The sequence below is a fragment of the Pseudomonas sp. GW823-FHT01D03 genome (assembly GCF_058798255.1).
This window is the reverse complement of the sequence record NZ_JBXAKK010000001.1, coordinates 1459990-1484984: the sequence shown is the minus strand read 5'-3', so window position 1 is coordinate 1484984 and position 24995 is coordinate 1459990. Positions and strand designations below refer to the sequence as shown.

Genomic DNA, 24995 nt, shown 5'->3' with positions numbered 1-24995 from the left:
TCAAGGTGGGAGTCAGGCAGCATGGCGCAGCAGTATCAACCGGGGCAACGCTGGATCAGTGACAGCGAAGCAGAGCTTGGTTTAGGCACCGTTCTGGCACAGGACGGCCGCTTGTTGACCGTGCTTTACCCGGCCACTGGCGAAACACGCCAGTACGCGCTACGGAATGCGCCCCTCACCCGCGTGCGGTTCTCGCCGGGTGACACCATTACTCACTTCGAAGGCTGGAAGATGACCGTGCGCGAAGTCGACGACGTCGACGGGCTGATGGTCTATCACGGTCTCAACGGGCAGAACGAAGCCGTCACCCTGCCGGAAACCCAGCTGTCGAACTTCATTCAGTTCCGTCTGGCCAGCGATCGCCTGTTCGCCGGGCAGATCGACCCGCTGTCGTGGTTCTCCCTGCGCTACAACACCCTGGAACACACCAGTCGCCAGTTGCAGTCCTCGCTCTGGGGCCTGGGCGGCGTGCGTGCGCAACCGATCGCGCACCAGTTGCACATCGCCCGTGAAGTCGCCGACCGTATCGCGCCACGGGTTCTGCTGGCGGACGAAGTGGGTCTGGGGAAAACCATCGAAGCCGGTCTGGTGATCCATCGCCAACTGCTCTCGGGCCGCGCCAACCGTGTGCTGATCCTGGTGCCGGAAAACCTGCAGCACCAGTGGCTGGTGGAAATGCGCCGCCGTTTCAACCTGCAGGTCGCGCTGTTCGACGAAGAGCGCTTCATCGAAAGCGATGCCACTAACCCGTTCGAAGACACCCAGCTGGCATTGGTTGCCCTGGAGTGGCTGGTCGAAGACGAGAAAGCGCAGGACGCCTTGTTCGCCGCCGGCTGGGATCTGATGGTGGTCGACGAAGCCCACCACCTGGTGTGGCACGAAGACAAGGCCAGCCCCGAGTACTCGCTGGTCGAACAATTGGCTGAAGTGATTCCCGGCGTGCTGCTGCTCACCGCGACCCCGGAACAGCTCGGTCAGGACAGCCACTTCGCCCGTCTGCGCCTGCTCGACCCGAACCGTTTCCATGACCTGGCTGCGTTCCGCGCCGAGAGCGAGAACTATCGCCCGGTGGCTGAAGCCGTTCAGGAGTTGCTCGACAAGGGCCGCCTGTCGCCGGAAGCGCACAAGACCATCCACGGTTTCCTCGGCAACGAAGGCGAAGCCCTGCTGACCGCGGTCAACGATGGCGATACCGAAGCCAGCGCCCGTCTGGTACGCGAGCTGCTCGACCGCCACGGCACCGGCCGCGTGCTGTTCCGTAATACCCGCGCCGCCGTGCAGGGTTTCCCGGAACGCAAACTGCACCCGTACCCGCTGCCATGCCCGGACGAATACCTTGAACTGCCGCTGGGCGATCACGCCGAGCTGTACCCGGAAGTCAGCTTCCAGGCCCAGCCGGACGCCAGCGAAGAAGAGCGCTGGTGGAAATTCGACCCGCGCGTCGAGTGGCTGATCGATCAGCTGAAAATGCTCAAGCGCACCAAAGTGCTGGTGATCTGCGCCCACGCCGAAACCGCGATGGACCTGGAAGACGCCCTGCGCGTGCGTTCCGGCATCCCGGCCACGGTGTTCCATGAAGGCATGAACATCCTTGAGCGTGACCGCGCCGCCGCCTACTTCGCCGACGAAGAGTTCGGCGCGCAGGTGCTGATCTGCTCGGAAATCGGCAGTGAAGGTCGCAACTTCCAGTTCGCTCACCACCTGGTGCTGTTCGATCTGCCGTCGCACCCGGATCTGCTCGAGCAGCGTATCGGTCGTCTCGACCGGATCGGCCAGAAGCACATCATCGAACTGCACGTGCCGTACCTGGAAACCAGCCCGCAAGAGCGCCTGTTCCAGTGGTACCACGAAGCGCTGAACGCGTTCCTCAACACCTGTCCGACCGGCAACGCCTTGCAGCATCAGTTCGGCCCGCGCCTGCTGCCGCTGCTTGAAGAAGCCGACGACGGTGAGTGGCAAGCGCTGATCGACGAGGCGCGCACCGAGCGCGAGCGTCTGGAAGCGGAACTGCATACCGGCCGCGACCGTCTGCTGGAGCTGAACTCCGGCGGTTCGGGCGAAGGCGATCAGTTGGTCGAGGACATCCTTGAGCAAGACGATCAGTTCGCCCTGCCGATCTACATGGAAACCCTGTTCGACGCGTTCGGCATCGACAGCGAAGACCATTCGGAAAACGCCCTGATCCTCAAGCCGAGCGAGAAGATGCTCGACGCCAGCTTCCCGCTGGGCGATGACGAAGGCGTGACCATCACCTACGACCGCAACCAGGCGCTGTCGCGCGAAGACATGCAGTTCATCACCTGGGAACACCCGATGGTGCAGGGCGGCATGGACCTGGTGCTGTCCGGTTCGATGGGCAACACCGCCGTCGCACTGATCAAGAACAAGGCGCTGAAACCGGGCACGGTGTTGCTGGAACTGCTCTACGTCAGCGAAGTAGTTGCGCCGCGCTCGCTGCAACTGGGCCGCTACCTGCCACCGGCCGCCCTGCGCTGCCTGCTCGACGCCAACGGCAACGACCTGTCGGCCCGGGTCTCGTTCGAAACCTTGAACGATCAACTGGAAAGCGTGCCGCGTGCCAGCGCCAACAAGTTCATCCAGGCCCAGCGCGATCAGCTGACGCCACGGATCAACGCCGGTGAAGACAAGATCACCCCGCGTCACGCCGAGCGCGTGGCCGAGGCCCGTCGTCGTCTCGCGGCGGACACCGACGAAGAACTGGCGCGCCTGACCGCGTTGCAAGCAGTCAACCCGACCGTGCGCGACAGCGAACTGGATGCGTTGCGCAAGCAGCGTGAACTGGGTCTGGCGATGCTCGATAAAGCGGCGTTGCGTCTGGAAGCGATCCGGGTGCTGGTGGCGGGTTAAGCCACCCGCTCTACCGCTATAAATGAAGAGGCCCGCAGTGATGCGGGCCTTTTTGTTTATCTGGTATTTATCGACTGATGCTGATGGCCCTTTCGCGAGCAAGCCCGCTCCTACAGTTTGGAATGCGTTCCCATGTGGGAGCGGGCTTGCTCGCGAAGGCGATCATGCAGTCGCGACAGAAACATCAGGCTCAACCACTGCCACCAACCCCTCCTTCATCCGCTGCGCATCGCGCACAAAACAGCGCGCCGCCAGAAACAGAAACACCATGGTCAAGAACAGCGCCACCGGAATCAGGTACATCGCGTCATGCAGCCCCACAGCCTTGAACGCCTCGGTCATCTGCTCGGCCCCCGCCGAAAGCATCGCCGACTTGGCGAAGTGATCGGACAAGGCCCCAACCACCACTGGCCCCAAGCCGCCGCCGAGCAAGTACAGCCCGGCAAAGAACAGCGCCATCGCCGTAGCCCGCAGGCGTGGTTCGACCACGTCCTGAATCGCCGTGTACACGCAGGTATAGAAGTTATAGGCGAACAGCCAGCCGACGCTGAACACCGCGACGAACACGCCGATCTCGACCCGTCCGGCATGCAGCGCCCACGCGGTGCACAGGGTCGAGATGATCAGGCTGAAGCCGGCAAACAGCAGTCGACCGTTGGCGACTCGTTGATGAATCTTGTCGGCGATCCAGCCGCCGAGGGTCAGGCCGATCAGCCCGGTGATGCCGACAATCACCCCAGTCGCCACTGCCGCTTCCTGCAGCGGCATCAGGAAGTAGCGCTGCAGCATCGGCACCAGAAACGAGTTGCAGGCATAGGTGGCAAAGTTGAAGCACAAGCCGGCCATCACCAGCCACAGGAACGTCGGCACAGCGAGAATTCGACGGATCGGCTTGTCGACTTTCTCTTGCGAAACCTGCACGGTTTCTGCCGCGCCGCGCTTCGGTTCTTTTATGAAAAACATGAAGATCGCAAGGAACAGTCCCGGTACCGCAGCGATGAAGAACGGCGCGCGCCAACTGTCGAAAGCCTTGACCATCCAGCCTATGGTGAAGAACGCCAGCAACAGCCCCAGCGGCAGGCCGAGCATGAAAATGCCCATGGCCCGCGCCCGACGGTGCGCCGGGAACAAGTCGCCAATCAGCGAGTTGGCCGCCGGCGCGTAACTGGCCTCACCGATGCCGATGCCCATACGTACGATGAGGAAACTCCAGAAACTGCCCACCAGCCCGTTGACGGCGGTGAGCGCGCTCCAGGTCGCCAGACCCCAGCCCATCAGTTTGCTGCGTGAGCCGGTGTCGGCCATGCGCCCAAGCGGCAGACCGGCAATCGCATAGACAATGGTGAACGCCGTGCCGACGATCCCCAGTTGAAAGTCGCTGAGGTGCCATTCCATGCGGATCGGCTCGATGATGATCGCCGGAATGGTGCGGTCGAAGAAATTGAACAGGTTGGCAAGGAACAACAGGAACAGAATGCGCCAGGCATTCGCCGCTTGGGTCGAGTTCTGCATGGGTCCGTCTCTTTATTGTTATGAGGGCTTCACTGCCGACGCATCCGAGCCCGGAACCTGCAATCTAGACAGACCTGCCGAGGCTGTCTGTGATCATTCGTCAGCCTGATAATGAGCCATGGCACTGTAAAGAAACGTAAGCCCTTGATAACTCGGCAATCGCCCATAAACCGGGGGTTTTGCGGCAAAACCCGGCTACAAAAAAATACTTTCGCGCCCCCCTTCCCAAGTTCATGGCGAAGCCTAGAATAGCCGCCGGATCCGTCCGGATTCGCCGATCAACCCCTTTGATACCCTCCCCATGTCCGAAGTCAGTCCGTGTCTGAATTGCGGTGCCTGCTGTTCCCATTTTCGCGTGTCTTTTTTCTGGGGTGAATGCTCATCCTCCGGGGGGACGGTGCCCGATGAACTGGTCACCCAGATCACACCCAGCCGGGTGGCCATGATCGGTACCGATCAGAAACCGGCACGCTGCACCGCGTTGGTCGGCGAAGTCGGCAACGTTGTGCAATGCTCGATCTACGACAAGCGTTCCAGCACATGCCGCGAGTTCGAGGCGTCGTGGGAAAACGGTGAGCAGAACGTCGATTGCGACGCCGCCCGGGCGCGATTCGGCCTGCCGCCCCTCGACCCGGAGTGGAACCGGATTCATTACGACCAGAGTGCCTGACGCTTAGCACCAATTGCTATGAAGCTCATGCCGAAATCGTTGACTGCAATGTGCCACTACCGCTTGCACGATAAAAACCGCCTCTATACTCCTCTCATTCGCCTGCGTTGCTGAGGCAGCAGGGACGACTTCTGAGACGGGGATGCTATGGAGTGGCTTGGTTTGCAGTTTGTTACCGAGCTGCCGGAGAGCGGGCAGGTCATTCTCGATTGCACACACAATCCCTTGTTGGTGCTGGTGGCCTATCTGGTTGCCTGCGCCGCGAGTTTTGCCACCCTCGATATGGCCGAGCGGGTTGGCCACGCCGAAGATCCGGGTTCGCAACGGGTCTGGCGCTGGATCGGTGCCACTTGCCTGGCCGGCGGCATCTGGGCCATGCACTTCATCGCCATGCTGGCATTCCAGGCGCCGCTGGAAATCCATTACGAACTGGCCACCACTCTGTTTTCCCTGGTGATCGCCCTGCTCGCCTCGTGGCTGGCGATGCACACCCTGAGCGTGCCTCAACCCTCGCTGATGCAGTACCTGAAAACCGCGATCGTTATCGGCCTGGGCATCGCCGGCATGCATTACGTCGGCATGGCGGCGATGCATTCGGTGGCCACCGCGTATTACCAGCCGCTGCTGTTCTGCCTGTCGATCGTGATTGCCATCGGCGCCAGCTTCGCCGCACTGTGGGTCGCCGGTTATTTGCGTGAAAGCAGTGGACGGTTTCATCAACTGCTCAAATACACCGCCGCGATGATCCTCGGTGCCGGCATCATCAGCATGCATTTCACCGGCATGGCCGCGTTGAATCTGGTGGTGCCCGAGGGCGCAGCACCGACCCTGAGCGGCGAAACCAATTACCTGCAACTGGGCCTGACCGTCGCATTGATCATCCTGCTGATTCTCGGCAGCGCGATCAGCGCGGCACTGGCCGACAAGAAACTGCAAAGCAAGGAGCACGACCTGCGCCGGGTCAACGCCCTGCTCAGCCAGCTCGATCAGGCGCGGATGTCGCTGCAGCAAGTGGCCAACTACGATGCCCTGACCAACCTGATCAACCGTCGCGGTTTCAACCAGCTTTTCGCCGAGAAACTCAGCCAGAAAACCAGCGAGGGCGGGATGCTCGCGGTGATGTTTCTCGACATCGATCACTTCAAGCGAATCAACGACAGCCTCGGCCATGACGCCGGCGACGCCCTGCTCAAAGTCATCGCCAATCACATCAAGGGGTCAGTGCGCAGCCATGAAGACGTGGTCGCCCGCTTCGGCGGTGACGAGTTCTGCATCCTGATCAGCCTGCGTGAACGAGAGGAAGCGCGCAACATGGCGCAACGGATCATGCTGAAGATGAAGGAGCCGATCGAGCTGGCCGGCCGCCGTATGGTGATGACCACCAGCATCGGCATCAGCCTGTTCCCGGACGACGGCACCACCTGCGAAGAACTGCTCAAGCACGCGGATCTGGCGCTGTATCAATCCAAGGGCGCCGGGCGTAACGGCCTGCATTTTTTCAGCACCAACATGAAGACCCGCGCCAGCCTCGAACTGCAACTGGAAGAAGAACTGCGCCAGGCCCTGCGGGAGGAAAACGGGCTGACGCTGTATTACCAACCGATCTTCGAACTGAAAACCGGTCGGGTGACCAAACTCGAAGCGCTGATCCGCTGGCAGCACCCGGTGCATGGCCTGCTGGCCCCGGACCGTTTCATTGCGATTGCCGAAACCAACGGCCTGATCGCCGAACTGGATAACTGGGTGCTGCGCCGGGCCTGCACCGACCTTGGCGAACTGACCCGGCATGGCTGCGACGAACTGAAAATCGCCTGGAACTGCTCGCCCCTCAACCTCGCCCGGGAAGAACTCGCCGATGAAATCGAAAGTGCGCTGCGCAGCGCCGGGGTCGCGCCGGAACGGCTGGAACTGGAAGTCACCGAAAACGCGCTGATGGGCAACATCGCCAACACCCTGGTGCTGCTGCGGCAGATCCGCGCTCTCGGCGTCTCGCTGTCGATCGACGACTTCGGCACTGGCTATTCGTCGCTGGCCTACCTCAAGCGCCTGCCGCTCAATACGCTGAAAATCGACCGTTCGTTCATCCTCGACATTCCCACAGCGACCGCCGACATGGAGATCGTCCAGGCGATCATCGTCATGGCCCACACCCTGCATTTGCAGGTGGTGACCGAAGGCGTGGAAAGCCTGGAACAGTACGAGTTTCTTGAGCGCTCGGGCTGCGATTTCATTCAGGGCTATCTGCTCAGCCGCCCGGTGCCGCTGGACGAGTTACGCCCGGTGCTTGAGGAAATCAATCAGCGCAAACACTCGCACGCGGTCAATCCGTTGAGTCTGGCGCGCGGTACATTTGTACCAGTGTCGCAGGATCCTTCTGCAAAAAACCTTGCGCCCCATGCAGGCGCATCAGTTGTGCGGCCAATCCGCTGATCGGTGTGGCCGAGCCTTGTTCGCGGGAGAATTTCACCGCGGTATCGAGGTCTTTGAGCAGCGTGCGCACGTGCCATTTCACCGGTTCAAAACGGCTCTCGGCCATTTGCGGGGCAAGGATCTGCAACGGTTTCGAATCGGCAAAGCCACCGGCCAGCGCTTCGGCGATCAGGCTCGCATCGACTCCGGCCTGTTCGGCCAGGGCTACCACTTCGGCAATCACCAGCGCATTGCAGGCGACAATCATCTGGTTGCAAGCCTTGGTCACCTGCCCGGCGCCGACACCGCCCATGTGCGTGGCGCGTTGACCGAGTCTGAGCAGCACAGGGCGCACCCGATCCAGATCCGCCGCCGCGCCGCCGACCATGATCGCCAGACTGCCGGCCTCGGCACCGACCACGCCGCCGGACACCGGTGAATCGAGCCAGCTCATCCCGGCCTTGTCTGCCAACTCGGCGGCCATCTCGCGGGTAGCAGTCGGTTCGAGGCTGGAAAAGTCCACCAGCAACTGGCCGCTTTTCGCACCTTCAGCGACACCCCCGGCGCCAAACACCACCTCGCGCACCACCGCCGTGTCGGCCAGGCACAGCATCACCACGTCCGCGTGTTCGCACAGTTCTGCCGGAGTCGCCACTTGCCGGGCGCCGGCTTCGACCAGTGGCGCGCACTTGGCCGGGTTGCGATTCCACACGGTCAGCGGGTAGCCCGCCGCCAGCAAACGGCGGCACATCGGCAGGCCCATCAAGCCGATTCCGGCAAAACCCAACGAAGGTAGCGTTGACATCATTTTGCCTCTTTTCGATTAAAGATCACTGAATAATGGCCGATTCATGAGCGATCAGGAAAGGATTCCCCCGCGCGACAATCAGGCCAAGCCCCTGACGCCCGGGCCAAATTCGCGCAATAAAAGACGCGAGATCTTATTCCGTGAGGCTCGCTGACACTGGTCAGCGAACCAACCAGTCCAGGTATATGGCGCACAATGACTTCTAAAAACAATCCCGCCACTGCGGTATCCGATCTGACCCTCAGCCCTGCCGCAAACAGCCCGTCACCCTCGAAGCCATTGCCTCCCTCGCGCCCGCTGGGCACTCAGCAATATCTGTACTACACCGAAACCAATACCGACCGCATCCTCGACAACCTCGATGGCCTGCGTGATCTGGTGTTCCCGCGCCCGCCGCACCTGGAAGGCGACAACGAACAGCACAACGATCAGGAATTTCCGTCGGTGTGCCTGATCGGCCTCGGTCGCTGCGGCTCCAACATCGCCCTCGACGTCGCGGAACTGGTGTACAACGCGCGCAAGTTCTACCTCAACGAATTCAACAACGAAGACCGCGCGGCAGATCGGCGTCTGGCCGACAAGGGCTACAGCCCGGCACAGTGGATCAAGCACAACCTGCGCATTGGCCCGAACAAGTCGAGCAAACCGGTGTTCCTCGTCGAACCATTGGTGATGCTGGGCGACCTCGACAAGGACATCGCCGGGCGCATCCGCTTCTCGCGCAAGGGCGAGAAAAGCGGCTTCCTGCGCGACTACAGCAAAATGAAGATCATGGACTTGTCCGAAGTCCACGCCGGTGGCGCCGGTAACGCGCCGATCCTCGGCCAGTATCTGGCGAAGATCATCCTCAACAAGGACACCCAGCGCTTCTCCAGCCCCGACTGGAAAATGATCCACTCGTACCTGATCGACAGCTGCGGCATCAAGGCCAACCAGTCGCGCCTGTATTTCTCGATCTTCAGTGCCGGCGGCGGTACCGGTTCGGGCATGGCCTCGGAATTCGGCCTGGCCCAGCAGCACTCGTACATGAACAAGACGTTCGACACCAAGCCGATGGACGAACACGACGGCAAGAGCGGGCATTCGTTCGTGTTCGAGCCGATCTTCACCAGCGGCATCTGCGTACTGCCGAACATTTCCGATCACCGCAGTGAAATGTCCGAGGCGCTGCACATCAACGCCGGACGCCTGCTGTGCAAATACCTGTCGGAAGAATGGGATTTCTCCTACAACTTCGCCAATGAAGACAGCAGCGAAGCCAGCGTCATGGGGCGCATACGCCCATGGAACGCGATGATGCTGATCTCCAACGACATCATGCGTTACGCCGAAGAGAGCGATGACGGCAACATCCAGAACATTGATGTCAATGCGATGGAGAAGCACGCCAACCAGTACATCTCGCAGCAGATCTTCAACATTCTGACGGCGCAGGCGGTGACCACCGACTACGACCAGAACTACTTCCGTCGCGCCGGCATCGACATCGGCGAAACCATTCGCCTGGATGCCAACGACCTGTTCATGAGCCTGGCCGGCCCGGTGGCGATTGCCTACGCGGAATCAGTGGTGCCGGAGACCCCGCCGCCGAGCAGCGACAAGTTCAAGGTGTTCGACAAAGAGCCGCAGCGCCTGAACATCGACGACCTGTTTTTCCGCTCGATCGACCTGCCGCACTTCAACAAGGTCACCCAGGCCATTGAAGGCATCAGCCTGCTGCCGATCGAATCCAAGCGCTATCGCGCCTCGCTGGAGCAGTACAAGAATTCCGGCTACGACGCCGCCGCGCTGCACGACCTGCACTTCTTCAAGAACTGCTCGTCGGTGGTCTCGATCGTCTCGTTGCCGAAAGACTACAAGCTGTCGTACATGGACCTGAACCGGTTGAAGACCCACCTCAACAGCCTGTTCCCCAACACCACGCTCAAGCGTTATGCGCTGGTGATCGGCGCCTCGGCCAACCTGTCGCTGACCACCCTGATCGCCAAGAGCCCGTGCCTGTCGGACGACTTCCTGACGTTGATCGTGGCGTTCATCAAGCGTTGCTTCGCCAAGAACCCGTACCGTTTCGACGAGACCCTGGACAATTCGATCCTCGATTTCATCATCAACGAGGAGTTCGACGAAGAGCGCATCGACGATCTGCTCAACGAGTTCGAAAACCCGGCGAAGATCCTCGATACCAACTGGTACGCGATCAAACCGATGTACGAGAAGAAATATCGCGAGTTGATCAACGACAAGGACAAATTCGTCTCGATCAACGACATTCGCCTGTCGCGCGATTGCGTGAAGAAATCGATCAAGTACCTGCGCGAGATCTACCGTCACCGGATCGGCAAGACCAAGGTAATTTCGCTGAATAATCATACCGGGAAGACTTACTCGGTCTAATGTCAGACCGAGTCGCCCCAATCGCGAGCAGGCTCACTCCTACAATTGAATGCGTTTCCCTGTAGGAGTGAGCCTGCTCGCGATGAGGCCCTCAAGACCTCTGAAGATCTCAGCCGTTCCAACATCCAGAAACAATTAAGCAGCCCTCAGGCTGCTCAATAAACTGTTCCCGTTACGTTTACGTCACCGTGAGGCCACCCACGCTTGTGGCCTTTCTCTACGGCAACGTGCCATCACGCTACTCCGCTACACACTTTTCGCTGACGATCATGAGCACCAAAAAGGTGCGCAGACTCAGGCGACCGCCCTTTCCTGGATCAGAATCCACGGACTCACCACCACCGCCCACAGCGCCGGATCACGCTCGAAAATATCCAGCGCCCGCGTTTCAGACAGCTTGGCGACCTTGTCTTCGGCCAGCCAGGCGGCGACTTTCTCGCCATCGTCCGATGCCACGGCCTCGGCGGCGGCGATCAAATCCAGGGCCGGATCGACCCACAATAGGGCACCCTTGGCGAAGAACGGCTCCAGCTCTTTCCAGGTAATAGATGCGGTTTCACCAAGCAGCTTGGCATAGAGGGTGCTAGGTTCTTGATTCATGGGACTGTCCGGAAAAGAAATCGACGCGAATGATAACGTCGCTGGTTCGGCAGAAAAACCCGGTTGCAAATGGCTTCACCGAACGAAAAGAGCAGGAACGCCAAGGAATGCTGGTGATTGGGATATATGCCCACCAAACCCCCGCCGCAATTCTGTCTTTTTCATTCAAAAATGCGACACCCCCAAGTTTTGCCCCTCGGCGCCTGCTTCCCAGGCCAACAACCGGCGCTCTACACTGTACCGGTACAGTTGCCGGGGGCATTTCCGGAGGGTATCGCAAAGATATCTGACCCGGTTCTGCTGCTACGGCGCCAGAACTCAAAAAAATTACAACAGTAAGAGTGGAGCACTATGACTAAGGCTACTAAGCAGATTTCCAAACTGTTTGCCGCTATGGTTCTGGCCGGGGTTGCCAGCCATTCGTTCGCCGCTGACACCATCAAGATCGGTATCGCCGGCCCCAAGACCGGTCCTGTAGCCCAATACGGCGACATGCAGTTCAGTGGCGCGAAAATGGCCATCGAGCAGATCAACGCCAAGGGCGGCGTCGACGGCAAGAAACTCGAAGCCGTTGAATACGATGATGCGTGCGATCCGAAACAAGCGGTAGCGGTTGCGAACAAGGTCGTCAACGACGGCGTCAAGTTCGTGGTCGGTCACCTGTGCTCCAGCTCCACTCAGCCTGCTTCGGATATCTACGAAGACGAAGGCGTGATCATGATCACCCCGGCTGCCACCAGCCCGGACATCACCACCCGTGGTTACAAAATGGTCTTCCGTACCATCGGCCTGGACAGCGCCCAGGGCCCTGCCGCCGGTAACTACATTGCCGATCACGTAAAACCGAAAATCGTTGGCGTCCTGCACGACAAGCAGCAGTACGGTGAAGGCATCGCCACCGCGGTGAAATCGACTCTCGAGAAGAAAGGCACCAAGGTTGCCGTATTCGAAGGCGTCAACGCCGGCGACAAAGACTTCTCGGCGATCATCGCCAAGCTCAAGCAAGCCAACGTCGATTTCGTCTACTACGGCGGCTACCACCCGGAATTGGGTCTGATCCTGCGCCAAGCCCAGGAAAAAGGCCTGAAAGCCAAGTTCATGGGGCCGGAAGGCGTGGGTAACGACTCGATCACTCAAATCGCCAAGGACGCATCCGAAGGCCTGCTGGTGACCCTGCCGAAATCCTTCGATCAGGATCCAGCCAACGTTGCTCTGGCTGACGCATTCAAAGCCAAGAAGGAAGATCCGAGCGGTCCGTTCGTGTTCCCTTCCTACTCGGCGGTGACTGTAATTGCCGAAGGCATCAAGGCAGCCAAGTCCGAAGACGCGACCAAAGTGGCTGAAGCCATCCACGCCGGTACCTTCAAGACCCCGACTGGCGACCTGAGCTTCGACGCCAAGGGCGACCTCAAAGACTTCAAATTCGTGGTCTACGAGTGGCACAACGGCAAACCTAAAACTGAAGTATCGCCTCAGTAAGGCGCTGCCTGACTGACTGCCAATAAAGCCCACGGCGTGCCGTGGGCTTTGTTTTACGAATGTATTGGGCCGCGCTGGCGTGATCCGCCAGTCTCCCCACCTGAAAATCTCAAAACCGTCATCAGCGGTTCGCTGGCAAAACCCGGATTCGAAGTGGATAAAGATCCACGGGGCCGGGCGGGAAAATGACTCCACCAGTGAAATGCGTATCAGGTTTTTAGGAGCGCTGTAATGCCTGACATCTATCACTTCTTCCAACAGCTGGTTAACGGCCTTAACGTTGGCAGCATGTATGCCTTGATCGCCATCGGCTACACGATGGTTTACGGCATCATTGGAATGATCAACTTCGCCCACGGCGAGGTGTACATGATCGGCTCTTACGTGGCGTTCATCGCCATCGCCGGGTTGACCATGATGGGACTCGACAGTGTCCCGCTGTTGATGACGGCGGCGTTCATCGCCAGCATCGTCGTTACCAGTTCCTACGGTTACAGCATCGAACGCATTGCCTACCGCCCGTTGCGCGGCAGCAACCGTCTGATCCCGCTGATTTCCGCGATCGGTATGTCGATCTTCCTGCAGAACACCGTTCTGCTGGCGCAAGACTCCAAGGACAAAGCTATCCCCAACCTGATTCCGGGCAACATTGCCTTCGGCCCAGGTGGCGCACAAGAAGTGCTGATTTCCTACATGCAAATCGTGGTGTTCGTGGTGACTCTGATCGCCATGCTCGGCCTGACGCTGTTCATCTCCCGCTCTCGCCTGGGTCGCGCCTGCCGCGCCTGCGCCGAAGACATCAAGATGGCCAACCTGCTGGGCATCAACACCAACAACATCATCGCCCTGACCTTCGTCATTGGTGCTGCGCTGGCGGCCGTTGCGGCTGTGCTGCTGAGCATGCAATACGGGGTGATCAACCCCAACGCCGGTTTCCTCGTCGGCCTCAAAGCCTTCACCGCCGCAGTATTGGGCGGGATTGGCAGCATCCCCGGCGCCATGCTCGGCGGGCTGGTGCTTGGGGTGGCGGAAGCCTTTGGTGCCGATATCTTCGGCGACCAGTACAAGGATGTCGTGGCTTTCGGCTTGTTGGTTCTGGTGCTGTTGTTCCGTCCGACCGGCATTCTGGGCCGTCCGGAGGTTGAGAAAGTATGACTAGGAATCTTAAACAGGCGCTGTTCAGCGCTTTGCTGGTGTGGGCCGTGGCCTACCCGGTACTCGGTTTGAAACTGACCATCGTCGGCATCAACCTCGAAGTGCACAACACCAGCCCGGCCATTCTGGCGACCATCGCCATCTGCTCGGTGCTGATGTTCCTGCGAGTGCTGTTCAACCAGCAGATCAGCAAGGCCTGGCGATCCTCGCCGGGCATGCCGTTGATCCCTGCCAAGGCCAGCAACTTCCTGACCCTGCCGACCACGCAACGCTACATCATCATTGCGCTGATCCTTGGCGCACTGATCTGGCCGTTCTTCGGCTCCCGTGGCGCGGTGGACATTGCCACGCTGATCCTGATCTACGTGATGCTCGGCCTCGGTCTGAACATCGTCGTCGGTCTGGCCGGTCTGCTTGACCTGGGCTACGTCGGCTTCTACGCCGTCGGCGCCTACAGCTACGCGCTACTGTCGCATTACTACGGCCTGAGCTTCTGGATCTGCCTGCCGATTGCCGGTCTGATGGCGGCGACATTCGGTTTCCTGCTGGGCTTCCCGGTGCTGCGCTTGCGCGGTGACTACCTGGCGATCGTGACCCTCGGTTTCGGTGAGATCATCCGGCTGTTCCTGCGTAACCTGACCGACATCACCGGTGGCCCGAACGGCATCAGCAACATCGAGAAACCGACGTTCTTCGGCCTGACCTTCGAACGCAAAGCCGCGGAAGGCATGCAAACCTTCCACGAGTATTTCGGCCTGCAATACAACTCGATCAACAAGGTGATTTTCCTCTACCTGGTTGCCCTGTTGCTGGCGCTGGCGGCGCTGTTCGTGATCAACCGCCTGCTGCGCATGCCGATCGGCCGTGCCTGGGAAGCGTTGCGTGAAGACGAAATCGCCTGCCGCGCGCTGGGTCTGAACCCGACCGTGATCAAGCTTTCCGCGTTCACCCTCGGTGCTGCGTTTGCCGGTTTTGCCGGTAGTTTCTTCGCCGCCCGTCAGGGTCTGGTGACCCCGGAATCGTTCACCTTTATCGAGTCGGCGATCATCCTCGCCATCGTCGTGCTGGGTGGCATGGGCTCGCAACTGGGCGTGATCCTCGCGGCCGTAGTGATGATCCTGTTGCCGGAAATGATGCGTGAATTCAGCGAATACCGGATGTTGATGTTCGGTGCGCTGATGGTGTTGATGATGATCTGGCGTCCACAAGGTCTGCTGCCGATGCAACGCCCACACATGGAGTTGCGAAAATGAGCCGCGAGATTCTGAAAGTCGAAAACCTGAGCATGCGCTTCGGCGGCTTGCTCGCGGTCAATGGCGTGGCCCTGACCGTCAAGGAGAAACAAGTGGTGGCACTGATCGGGCCGAACGGCGCGGGCAAGACCACCGTGTTCAACTGCCTCACCGGTTTCTACCAGCCATCGGGCGGCAGCATCCTGCTGGACGGCGAGCCGATCCAGGGCCTGCCGGGGCACAAGATCGCCCTCAAGGGCGTGGTGCGCACCTTCCAGAACGTGCGGCTGTTCAAGGATATGACAGCGGTCGAGAACCTGTTGATCGCCCAGCATCGTCACCTGAACACCAACTTCCTGTCCGGCCTGTTCAAGACCCCGGCGTTCCGCAAGAGCGAGCGCGAGGCCATGGAATATGCCGAGTACTGGCTGGAAAAGGTCAACCTCAAAGAGTTCGCCAACCGTACCGCCGGCACTCTGGCCTACGGTCAGCAACGCCGGCTGGAAATCGCCCGCTGCATGATGACCCGCCCACGGATCCTCATGCTCGACGAACCGGCGGCCGGTCTGAACCCGAAGGAAACCGAAGACCTCAAGGCGCTGATCGGCGTGCTGCGTGAAGAGCACAACGTGACCGTGCTGCTGATCGAACACGACATGAAATTGGTCATGAGCATTTCCGACCACATCGTCGTGATCAACCAGGGCACGCCTCTGGCTGACGGCACACCGGAACAGATCCGCGACAATCCCGAAGTGATCAAAGCCTACCTGGGGGAAGCGTAAATGCTGCAGTTCGAAAACGTTTCCACCTTCTACGGCAAGATCCAGGCCCTGCACAGCGTCAACGTCGAAGTCCGTCAGGGCGAGATCGTGACCCTGATCGGCGCCAACGGTGCCGGCAAGTCCACGCTGCTGATGACGCTTTGCGGTTCGCCGCAGGCGCACAGCGGCAGCATCCGCTACATGGGTGAGGAACTGGTCGGTCAGGACTCGTCGCAGATCATGCGCAAGAGCATCGCGGTGGTGCCGGAAGGTCGTCGGGTGTTTGCGCGCCTGACCGTCGAAGAAAACCTGTCGATGGGCGGTTTCTTCACCGACAAGGGCGACTATCAGGAGCAAATGGACAAGGTCCTCGGCCTGTTCCCGCGCCTGAAAGAACGCTTCAACCAGCGCGGCGGCACCATGTCCGGCGGCGAACAGCAGATGCTCGCCATCGGTCGTGCGCTGATGAGCAAGCCGAAACTGCTGCTGCTCGACGAGCCGTCGCTGGGCCTGGCACCGATCATCATCCAGCAGATCTTCGACATCATCGAACAGCTGCGCAAGGACGGTGTAACAGTGTTCCTGGTCGAGCAAAACGCCAACCAGGCGCTGAAAATCGCTGACCGTGCGTACGTTCTGGAGAACGGCCGCGTGGTCATGCAAGGCACCGGTGAAGCGCTGCTGACCGACCCGAAAGTACGCGAGGCGTACCTCGGCGGTTGAGTCATTTCGCCTAATAAAAAACGGCCTTCGGGCCGTTTTTTTGTCTGTCAAAAACCTTCCATCCACCGACAATCCCTTGTGGGAGCGGGCTTGCTCGCGAATGCGGTGTGTCATCCAACATCAATGGCGTCTGACACTACGCCTTCGCGAGCAAGCCCGCTCCCACAGTGGTTTGCCGTGTTCGAAGAAGTTTTGAAAAAACTTTGCACTGCGCTGTAACGCATCGCCATGTCGTTTCTCTAGTGGGACAAGCAAGCGCACTTCGCTTGTAAAACCCAAGCTCAAATCTGGAGAAACATCATGACTGCTACCACTCGCACCCTGTCCGCCGCGGCACTGGTTCTGGCTCTTGGTTCCGCCCTGAGCATGACCGCCGTTTCCAGCGCCAATGCCGCCGACAACAGCAACATGGAAAAATGCTTCGGCGTGGCCATGAAAGGCCACAACGATTGCGCCGCGGGCGCAGGCACCACGTGTGCCGGCACAGCCAAGATGGACTACCAGCCCAACGCGTGGAAGTTAGTGCCAAAAGGCACCTGCACCACCACCGAGAGCAAGACCTCGCCGACCGGTTTCGGTCAGATGGAAGCCTTCAAAGCCAAGTCCTGATCCATTGCCTGCCCGAGTGACGCTCATGTTCACAATCAACGAACCTGTCCCACCGCGCACTCGGGCAGCCCTCTGCGGGCTCCCGCCCCGCGCGGGGCTGGGGCTCAAGACCGGGCACTTGCGTGAAGTGCTCGGCACCCGACCGGACATTGGCTTCTTCGAAGTCCACGCCGAAAACTACATGGTCGACGGCGGTCCGTTTCATCATTTTCTCGGGTTGATCCGTGAACAGTATCCGCTGTCGCTGCACGGCGTCGGGCTGTCGATCGGGGCCGAAGGGCCATTAGACGTGCAGCACCTGCAACGCCTGCAAACACTGATCGAGCGCTATCAACCGCAAGCCTTTTCCGAACACCTGGCCTGGTCGAGCCACGGCCCGGTGTTCCTCAATGACCTGCTGCCGCTGGCGTATGACACGCCGACGCTGAGCCGCGTCTGCGAACACATCGATCAAGTGCAGAACAGCCTCAAGCGGCCGATGCTGCTGGAGAATCCAGCGACCTATCTCGGCTTCGAGCGCTCGACCATCGATGAGCCGGAGTTCATCACCGAGGTGATCCGCCGCAGCGGTTGCGGACTGCTACTTGACGTCAACAACGTCTACGTCTCGTGCATCAATCATCAACGCGAGCCACTGACCTACCTCGACGCGCTGCCGTTGCACGCGGTCGGCGAGATTCACCTGGCCGGGTTCGCCGAAGACGCCGATAGCCTCGGCGACCGCTTGCTGATCGATGATCACGGCGCGCCGATTGATGACGCAGTCTGGGCGTTGTACCGACAAGCGCTCGAACGAATCGGCCCGGTGGCAACCTTGATCGAACGGGACAATCAGGTCCCGGCGTTCAATGTGCTGCTGGCCGAGGCGCAGCAGGCCGAAGCGTTGTTGCTGCACGCTGGGAGTCGGCCATGAGCACTCAAGCCGACTTCAGCGCCGCTCTGCTCGACACTCGCCTGCCCTGCCCCGCCGGCCTGTGCAGCGCCAACGGTGCTGATCCTGCCAGCCGATTTCTGGTGTATCGCAATAACGTGCAAGGCTCGTTGATCAACGCGCTGGCCGACAGTTATCCGGTGGTGCAGCAGTTGGTCGGCGAGGAATTCTTCCGTGGCATGGCCGGCATATTCATCCAACAGCAGCCGCCGCACAGTCCGTTGATGAGCCGTTACGGCGACGGTCTGGCGGACTTCATTGACGCATTCGAACCGGCGGCCGAGGTGCCGTATCTGGCCGATGTCGCACGGCTCGAACGCTTGCGCACCCGCGCTTATCACGCCGCCGATGCCGCGACGGTCAGTGCGCAACAGATCAGCGCTGCACTGGCCGATCCACAAACTCTCGCCGAACTGAACATCACCCTGCATCCCTCGCTGCACCTGCTCGATTCGGCCTGTGCGGTGGTTTCGATCTGGGCCGCACATCAGCAGGACGCCACGCTGGCGGGCATCGACATCCATCAAGGGCAACACGCACTGGTGCTGCGCAACGGTCTGGAGGTCGAGGTCTTTGCCCTCGATCAAGGCGCCAGCGTGTTCATCCGCCATCTGCTCCATCACCGACCGCTGCTGCAGGCGGCGCAAGACAGCCCGCCGCTCGATCTGCCGCAGACCCTCGCCCTGCTGATCGGCCACAACGCCATCACCGACTTGAACAACCAGGTATCGCCATGAGCAACCTCATCACTCGCGCCATCGGACTAATGGAAAAAATCCCCCACAGCCTGATCGCCTTCATCGCGCGGTTTTCGATTGCCGCGGTGTTCTGGAAGTCCGGGCAGACCAAGGTCGAGGGGCTGGCCATCGATTTGCTCGACGGCACCGTTCAACTCGGCTGGCCACACTTGGCGGACTCGACGATTCCGTTGTTCCAGAGCGAATACCACGTGCCGCTGCTGTCACCGGAAGTCGCCGCGCACATGGCGGCGTTTGCCGAACACTTCTTTCCGGTGCTGATATTGATCGGCTTCGCCACAAGGTTTTCGGCGCTGACGCTGCTGGGCATGACGCTGGTCATCGAGGTATTCGTTTATCCCGATGCCTACCCGACCCATGGCACCTGGGCGGCGGTGTTGCTGTACCTGATGGCGACCGGACCGGGCAGATTGTCGATCGATCACCTGATCGCACGACGTCTTGCCAGCTGACCACAAACTGTAGGAGTGAGCCTGCTCGCGATAGCGGTAATCCAGCCAACATTTCTGTTGAATTTGCTTACGCAATCGCGAGCAGGCTCACTCCTACAGGAAATGAGTTAGCGCTCAAGCCGATCCAGCGCCTCGCCGCTGCGTTTGAACCAGCCGATCAGATAATCCGCCAGCACCTGCGTGCGTTTGGGCAACCCGCCCTGATAAGGATGCACCAGATACATCGGCATCCGCCGCGTCTGAAAATCCCGCAGCAGCCAGCGCAATCGGCCGTCAGCCAGTTCGGTTTGCAGCAGATACGACGGCAACCTTGCGATGCCGGCGCCGGCCAGTGCAGCTTTCTTCAGCAGGTTGTAATGGTTGCTGGCGAACGGCCCCGACACCCGCACCCGCAGCAATTCGTGCTGTTGGTGATACAGCCACTCCTCGCGGCCACTGTAGTGGCTGTTGAGCAGGCAGCGGTGTTCGGCCAGCTCCTGCGGGGTCAGCGGTTCGCCGAACTGCACCAGATACGCCGGGCTGGCGCAGGTCATTTCCTGCCACGCCAGCAGTGGCTTGGCCACCAGCCGCTCGTCATTGGCCACCTCGGCGCGAATCGCCAGATCGAAGCCGTCCCGGGACAGGTCGCGATAGTGGTTGTTCAGCTCCAGTTCGATCTGCACCTCGGGATACTTCTGCGAGAACTCCAGCAGCAAACCGTCGAAAAACGTTTCCCCCAACGACACTGGCACCGTCATCCGCACCGGGCCGGCCATGTCGTCTTTCAAACGCGCCAATGCCTGCCGCGCGCGCTCCACCTGCACCACCAACGCCTGGGCTTGCGGCAACAATGCGGCGCCGGCGGCAGTCAGGCTCAGGCGGCGGGTGGTGCGTTGCAGCAGCACCACGGAAAACTGCGCTTCCAACTGGCTGATGCGCTTGGACAACTGGCCCTTGCTGCAACCCAGTTGCTGCGCCGCCAGGGTAAAGCTGCCTGCCTCGATCAACACCGCGAACGCCGCCAGATCATCCATTTCGCTCATGGATTGTTTCCATTTGAAAACCAAAGGTTGCCTATTAGTGCGCTTATCCGCAGAAAAAACCACTCTAGACTGAAACCTCGTTCAACCCATTGAGGAACAGCCCCATGAAGATTCTGTTAATCGGTGCCGCCGGCACCATCGGTTCGGCCGTGGACAAAGAACTGAGCCAGCGTCATGAAGTGATCCGCATCGGTCGCAACAACGGCGACTTCCAGGTGGACATCAGCGACAGCGCCTCGATTCGCCAGCTGTTCGAGCAGACCGGCAAGTTCGATGCGCTGATCTGCGCCGCCGGCAACGTGACCTTCGCCCCACTCGGCGAGATGAACGCCGACAGCTTTGCCCTGGGCCTGAAAGACAAACTGATGGGCCAGGTCAACCTGCTGCTGATCGGTCGCGAATACGCCAACGACGGCGCCTCGTTCACTTTCACCACCGGCGTGCTCAGCCATGACCCGATCCGTACCGGCGCCTCGGCGGCACTGGTTAACGGCGCTCTGGACAGCTTCGTCAAAGCCGCCGCCATCGAATTGCCGCGTGGCCTGCGCATCAACTCGATCAGCCCGACCGTGCTGCTGGAAGCCATGGGCAGCTACGCCCCGTACTTCCGTGGCTACAAGCCGGTTGCGGCAGCCGATGTGGCATTGGCCTACGCGAAAAGTGTCGAAGGCCTGCAAACCGGTCAGACTTTTCACGTCGGTTAAAAGCAAAAAGATCGCAGCCTGCGGCAGCTCCTACACACGAGCGTGCGTCTCCATGTAGGAGCTGCCGCAGGCTGCGATCTTTTGCATTTGATGGTCAGCCTGCGTAACGTGGCGGCACTTGTCTGGAGAGCCGAAGATGCGTGTTGCCCGTTCGTTGATCGTTGTTGCCCTGCTGCCATTGTTCGCCGCCTGCCAATTGCTCGATGGCCCGCGGGAAAGCGCGTCCCACATCGGACAAACCCGGATGCAGGGGCAGTTGACCGCAGCCGACGGCAAACTGGTGTTCCAGCCGTGTGGCGAACAGCGTCAGTACGTGGTCAACGACATCGGCGGCACCAGCGTGCTGCAAGAGGCCGCGACCCTTGCCGATCAGCAGGGCAAGCTGTTTGCCGATGTGCGCGGGAAGATCGCTGGCGACCGCCTCGACCTCGGCCAGTTGTATCGCGTCGAGCGTTCCGGCACCGCGTGCGATGACCCGAACTTCAAGCTGTTGATCCTGCGTGCCGCCGGCCACGGTCCCGAGTGGAGCGTCAAAGTCAGCGGCAAGGGCATGGTCATCGACCGTGAAGGCCAGCCGGCGCTGGCGGTGCCGTATGTCGAGGAGCAACTGGGCGACGGCCGCTTCAACCTCAGCAGCGAAGCCAACAACCAGCGCATCGAGTTGTGGGTCGCGCCGCAACGCTGCGTCGACAGCAGCACCGGCAGCGTGCAGCACATGAGCGCCGAGCTGCGCATCGACGGCAAGGTCGAGCGTGGTTGCGGGTATTTCGGCGGATCGCGTAACGACTGAGCGTTTTAGCCTCACCGGATCCGGCCTTTGCGGCTTATAATCGCGGCCTTCAAACGCCCTGGCGCAGTTGTGCGCCCCGCGAATCCGGATCCTCGCCATGTTACGAATCACCGAACTCAAGCTGCCAATCGACCATCCCGAAGAAGACCTGCGTGCCGCCATCGTGCAGCGTCTGGGCATCGCCAGCGATGATTTGCTCGATTTCACCTTGTTCAAGCGCAGCTACGACGCGCGCAAAAAGTCCTCCGAACTGTGCTTCATCTACACCATTGACCTCACCGTGCGCGACGAGGCCAAAGTGCTGGGCAAGTTCGCCGACGACCGTAACGTCAACGTGGCGCCGGATGTCAGCTACAAATTCGTCGGTCAGGCGCCAAGCGACCTGAACCAGCGCCCGATCGTGGTCGGTTTCGGCCCGTGCGGAATTTTCGCCGGCCTGTTGCTGGCGCAGATGGGCTTCAAGCCGATCATCCTCGAACGCGGTACCGAAGTCCGCCAGCGCACCAAGGACACCTGGGGCCTGTGGCGTAAAAGCGTGCTCAACCCCGAGTCCAACGTGCAGTTCGGCGAAGGCGGCGCGGGCACGTTCTCCGACGGCAAGCTGTACAGCCAGATCAAGGATCCGAAGTTCCTTGGCCGCAAAGTCCTGCACGAGTTCGTCAAGGCCGGCGCGCCGGAAGAAATCCTCTACGTCAGCAAACCGCACATCGGTACGTTCCGTCTGACCGGCATGGTCGAGACCATGCGTGAAGAGATCCGCGCGCTGGGCGGCGAAGTACGCTTCCAGGAGCGCGTCACCGACGTGCTGATCGAAGACGGCCAACTGGTCGGCGTCGAACTGGCGAGCGGCGAAACCCTGCATTCGAAACACGTGGTTCTGGCCCTCGGCCACAGTGCCCGCGACACTTTCCGCATGCTCCACAGCCGTGGCGTATTCATGGAAGCCAAGCCGTTCTCGGTGGGCTTCCGCATCGAACACCCGCAATCGCTGATCGACCGCGCGCGGCTGGGCAAGTACGCCGGCCACCCGAAGCTGGGGGCTGCCGACTACAAACTGGTGCACCACGCCAAGAACGGCCGTTCGGTCTACAGCTTCTGCATGTGCCCGGGCGGCACCGTGGTCGCGGCCACTTCCGAGCCGAACCGCGTGGTCACCAACGGCATGAGCCAGTACTCGCGCAACGAGCGCAACGCCAACTCCGGGATCGTCGTCGGCATCACCCCGGAAGTCGATTACCCGGGCGGCCCGCTGGCCGGTATCGAGTTGCAGGAGCGTCTGGAATCCCACGCGTTCATCCTCGGCGGCAGCGACTACAAGGCCCCGGCGCAACTGGTCGGCGACTTCATCAATGGCACCCCGTCGACCGAACTGGGCGAAGTCGAGCCGTCGTACAAACCGGGCGTGGCCCTGGGCGACCTGGCCTTGGCGCTGCCGGACTTTGCCATCGAAGCGATCCGCGAAGCGTTGCCGGCGTTCGAGAAGCAGATTCGCGGTTACTCGCTGCACGATGCGGTGTTGACCGGCATCGAAACCCGCACCTCGTCGCCGCTGCGCATCACGCGTAACGAATCGCTGCAGAGCCTGAACGTCAAAGGCCTGTTCCCGGCCGGTGAAGGCGCCGGTTATGCGGGCGGGATTCTGTCGGCGGGTGTGGACGGGATTCGGATTGCCGAGGCCGTGGCGCGCGATATTCTCGGTCTGGAAGACTGATACATCTGTTTTGAAGTAACACCAACCTCCTGTGGGAGCGGGCTTGCTCGCGAATGCGGTGGGTCAGTCGACGACAATGTTGACTGACCCACCGCATTCGCGAGCAAGCCCGCTCCCACATTGGTTTCTGTGTTGCTTCAGATATTGGCGCGCAGGACTGAAGTCGGCAACGGCTCACCTTTCTCGGCACTCGCCGCCACCGCTGCAATCAATCCCTCCAGCTCATAGCCCTGCGCCTTCAGCCAGCCCTGATCGTAATAGGTGTCGGCATAGCGCTCGCCGCCATCGCACAGAATCGCCACGATCGACCCCGACTCCCCCGCCGCTTTCATCTGCTGCGCCGCCATCAGTGCGCCGATCAGGTTGGTGCCGCTCGACCCGCCGACATGCCGTCCCAGACGCTGCGCCAGATAATGCATGGCCGCCAGCGACAAGGCGTCCGGCACCTTGACCATCGCATCGATGACCTTGGGCAGGAACGACGCCTCGACCCGGGGCCGGCCGATGCCTTCGATCCGTGAACCGCAGTCCAGACGCAGACTGGCGTCACCGGTCTGGTAGAAATCGAAGAATACCGAGCGCTCGGCGTCGGCGCACAACACCCGGGTGCAATGCTGGCGATAACGCACGTAGCGGCCGAGGGTCGCGGTGGTGCCGCCGGTGCCGGGGCTGGAAATCAGCCAGCTCGGTTCCGGGTGTTTCTCGAAACGCATCTGCTGGAAGATCGACTCGGCGATGTTGTTGTTCGCCCGCCAATCGGTGGCCCGCTCGGCGTAGGTGAACTGGTCGATGAAGTGGCCGCCATGCTCGCGGGCCAGACGTTCGGATTCGGCGTAAATCTGCGTCGGATCCTTCACCAGATGGCTCTGACCACCGTAGAAGGCGATCTGCGCGATCTTCTCTTTCGAAGTGGTCGCCGGCATCACCGCAATGAACGGCAAACCGAGCATGCGCGCGAAATACGCCTCGGAAATCGCCGTCGAACCGCTGGACGCCTCGATCACCGGTGCGCCGGGTTTGAGCCACCCGTTACACAACGCATACAGGAACAGCGAACGTGCCAGACGATGCTTGAGGCTGCCGGTGGGATGGCTCGACTCGTCCTTGAAATACAACTCGATGCCTGCAAACCCCGGCAGCGGCAAGGGAATCAGATGGGTGTCGGCGCTGCGCTGGAAGTCCGCTTCGATGATGCGGATGGCTTCGCGGGCCCACTGGCGGTTGTCGCTCATGGTCATGTTCTCGTTGAGTCGGGCAGGAATTGCCTCGTCACAGGCTCAGCTCTCAAGCATAGGAAAAAACCTGCAGGCCTCACAGATACAGCTGAGGCTCAATTCATCCGCCAACTGCCAGATTCTGTGCAAATGGGCCTGCTCGCCCTCCTGCCTGACAAATAGCGAACAA

General features: G+C 60.6%; 21 protein-coding genes. 16 read left to right on the top strand and 5 right to left on the bottom strand.

Annotated elements, in window-relative coordinates:
* Nucleotides 1-21 precede the first annotated feature (21 nt).
* A complete protein-coding gene (gene rapA, locus AC1RBR_RS06555) occupies nt 22-2868 on the top strand; it encodes an RNA polymerase-associated protein RapA (RefSeq protein ID WP_258678752.1) in 2847 nt (948 codons plus the stop codon).
* Nucleotides 2869-3030: 162 nt separating this feature from the next.
* Here the strand turns inward: rapA and AC1RBR_RS06550 are convergent, their stop codons facing one another.
* Nucleotides 3031-4380 (bottom strand): spinster family MFS transporter, encoded by a 1350-nt coding sequence (locus AC1RBR_RS06550; RefSeq protein ID WP_095138467.1) that lies wholly within the window; start codon nt 4378-4380, stop codon nt 3031-3033.
* Nucleotides 4381-4681: 301 nt separating this feature from the next.
* Here AC1RBR_RS06550 and AC1RBR_RS06545 point away from each other — a divergent pair, with 301 nt between their 5' ends.
* Both AC1RBR_RS06545 and AC1RBR_RS06540 read left to right on the top strand, forming a co-directional pair.
* A complete protein-coding gene (locus tag AC1RBR_RS06545) occupies nt 4682-5050 on the top strand; it encodes a YkgJ family cysteine cluster protein (RefSeq protein ID WP_095138466.1) in 369 nt (122 codons plus the stop codon).
* Between the two features lie 147 nt (nt 5051-5197).
* Nucleotides 5198-7480 (top strand): putative bifunctional diguanylate cyclase/phosphodiesterase, encoded by a 2283-nt coding sequence (locus AC1RBR_RS06540; RefSeq protein WP_481396652.1) that lies wholly within the window; start codon nt 5198-5200, stop codon nt 7478-7480.
* Here AC1RBR_RS06540 and AC1RBR_RS06535 read toward each other — a convergent pair.
* Nucleotides 7371-8267: an NAD(P)-dependent oxidoreductase gene (locus AC1RBR_RS06535; protein ID WP_492563516.1), complete on the bottom strand. Its 897-nt coding sequence runs from the start codon at nt 8265-8267 to the stop codon at nt 7371-7373. The genes AC1RBR_RS06540 and AC1RBR_RS06535 overlap by 110 nt on opposite strands.
* 195 nt (nt 8268-8462) lie before the next feature.
* Between AC1RBR_RS06535 and AC1RBR_RS06530 the strand changes: the two genes are divergently transcribed.
* Nucleotides 8463-10661 (top strand): hypothetical protein, encoded by a 2199-nt coding sequence (locus AC1RBR_RS06530; protein WP_166496535.1) that lies wholly within the window; start codon nt 8463-8465, stop codon nt 10659-10661.
* A 294-nt stretch (nt 10662-10955) separates the two neighbouring features.
* On the opposite strand, the gene AC1RBR_RS06525 is transcribed toward AC1RBR_RS06530, so the two are convergent.
* Complete coding sequence (locus tag AC1RBR_RS06525; protein WP_047292130.1) at nt 10956-11261, bottom strand: DUF2288 domain-containing protein; 306 nt, start codon at nt 11259-11261, stop codon at nt 10956-10958.
* 351 nt (nt 11262-11612) lie between these two features.
* On the opposite strand from AC1RBR_RS06525, the gene AC1RBR_RS06520 reads away from it, so the two are divergent.
* From AC1RBR_RS06520 to AC1RBR_RS06480, 9 genes are all read left to right on the top strand, one after another.
* Nucleotides 11613-12740 (top strand): branched-chain amino acid ABC transporter substrate-binding protein, encoded by a 1128-nt coding sequence (locus AC1RBR_RS06520; protein WP_443533098.1) that lies wholly within the window; start codon nt 11613-11615, stop codon nt 12738-12740.
* Between the two features lie 231 nt (nt 12741-12971).
* Complete coding sequence (gene livH, locus AC1RBR_RS06515) at nt 12972-13895, top strand: high-affinity branched-chain amino acid ABC transporter permease LivH (protein WP_007918526.1); 924 nt, start codon at nt 12972-12974, stop codon at nt 13893-13895.
* Nucleotides 13892-15148 (top strand): high-affinity branched-chain amino acid ABC transporter permease LivM, encoded by a 1257-nt coding sequence (locus AC1RBR_RS06510; RefSeq protein ID WP_115986233.1) that lies wholly within the window; start codon nt 13892-13894, stop codon nt 15146-15148. The genes livH and AC1RBR_RS06510 overlap by 4 nt, the downstream gene beginning before the upstream one ends.
* Nucleotides 15145-15912, top strand: a complete 768-nt coding sequence (gene livG / locus AC1RBR_RS06505) for a high-affinity branched-chain amino acid ABC transporter ATP-binding protein LivG (protein WP_095138460.1) — start codon at nt 15145-15147, stop codon at nt 15910-15912. The genes AC1RBR_RS06510 and livG overlap by 4 nt, the downstream gene beginning before the upstream one ends.
* The gene (locus tag AC1RBR_RS06500; protein WP_003222380.1) at nt 15913-16614 is read left to right on the top strand and encodes an ABC transporter ATP-binding protein; all 702 of its coding nucleotides are present in this window, start codon (nt 15913-15915) and stop codon (nt 16612-16614) included.
* 300 nt (nt 16615-16914) lie between these two features.
* The gene (locus tag AC1RBR_RS06495) at nt 16915-17223 is read left to right on the top strand and encodes a BufA1 family periplasmic bufferin-type metallophore (protein ID WP_115986234.1); all 309 of its coding nucleotides are present in this window, start codon (nt 16915-16917) and stop codon (nt 17221-17223) included.
* A 25-nt stretch (nt 17224-17248) separates the two neighbouring features.
* Nucleotides 17249-18136, top strand: coding sequence for an MNIO family bufferin maturase (gene bufB / locus AC1RBR_RS06490; protein WP_492563512.1), 888 nt, complete (start codon nt 17249-17251; stop codon nt 18134-18136).
* Entirely contained in the window at nt 18133-18891 is a 759-nt protein-coding gene (locus AC1RBR_RS06485; RefSeq protein ID WP_492563510.1) for an HvfC/BufC family peptide modification chaperone, read from the top strand. Before bufB ends, AC1RBR_RS06485 begins: the two co-directional genes overlap by 4 nt.
* Entirely contained in the window at nt 18888-19364 is a 477-nt protein-coding gene (locus AC1RBR_RS06480; RefSeq protein WP_492563509.1) for a DoxX family protein, read from the top strand. The genes AC1RBR_RS06485 and AC1RBR_RS06480 overlap by 4 nt, the downstream gene beginning before the upstream one ends.
* A gap of 107 nt (nt 19365-19471) precedes the next feature.
* Here the strand turns inward: AC1RBR_RS06480 and AC1RBR_RS06475 are convergent, their stop codons facing one another.
* Nucleotides 19472-20386, bottom strand: a complete 915-nt coding sequence (locus AC1RBR_RS06475) for a LysR family transcriptional regulator (protein ID WP_492563508.1) — start codon at nt 20384-20386, stop codon at nt 19472-19474.
* 104 nt (nt 20387-20490) lie between these two features.
* On the opposite strand from AC1RBR_RS06475, the gene AC1RBR_RS06470 reads away from it, so the two are divergent.
* The 3 genes from AC1RBR_RS06470 to AC1RBR_RS06460 all read left to right on the top strand — a co-directional run bounded on the left by AC1RBR_RS06470 (nt 20491) and on the right by AC1RBR_RS06460 (nt 23591).
* Nucleotides 20491-21090 carry a short chain dehydrogenase gene (locus AC1RBR_RS06470; protein WP_492563506.1) on the top strand — a complete coding sequence of 200 codons (600 nt, stop codon included), beginning with the start codon at nt 20491-20493 and terminating at the stop codon, nt 21088-21090.
* Nucleotides 21091-21226: 136 nt separating this feature from the next.
* A complete protein-coding gene (locus tag AC1RBR_RS06465) occupies nt 21227-21880 on the top strand; it encodes a COG3650 family protein (protein WP_492563505.1) in 654 nt (217 codons plus the stop codon).
* A gap of 97 nt (nt 21881-21977) precedes the next feature.
* Nucleotides 21978-23591, top strand: a complete 1614-nt coding sequence (locus AC1RBR_RS06460; RefSeq protein WP_492563503.1) for an NAD(P)/FAD-dependent oxidoreductase — start codon at nt 21978-21980, stop codon at nt 23589-23591.
* A 137-nt stretch (nt 23592-23728) separates the two neighbouring features.
* On the opposite strand, the gene AC1RBR_RS06455 is transcribed toward AC1RBR_RS06460, so the two are convergent.
* Nucleotides 23729-24823 (bottom strand): PLP-dependent cysteine synthase family protein, encoded by a 1095-nt coding sequence (locus AC1RBR_RS06455; protein ID WP_481396646.1) that lies wholly within the window; start codon nt 24821-24823, stop codon nt 23729-23731.
* Nucleotides 24824-24995: the final 172 nt, after the last annotated feature.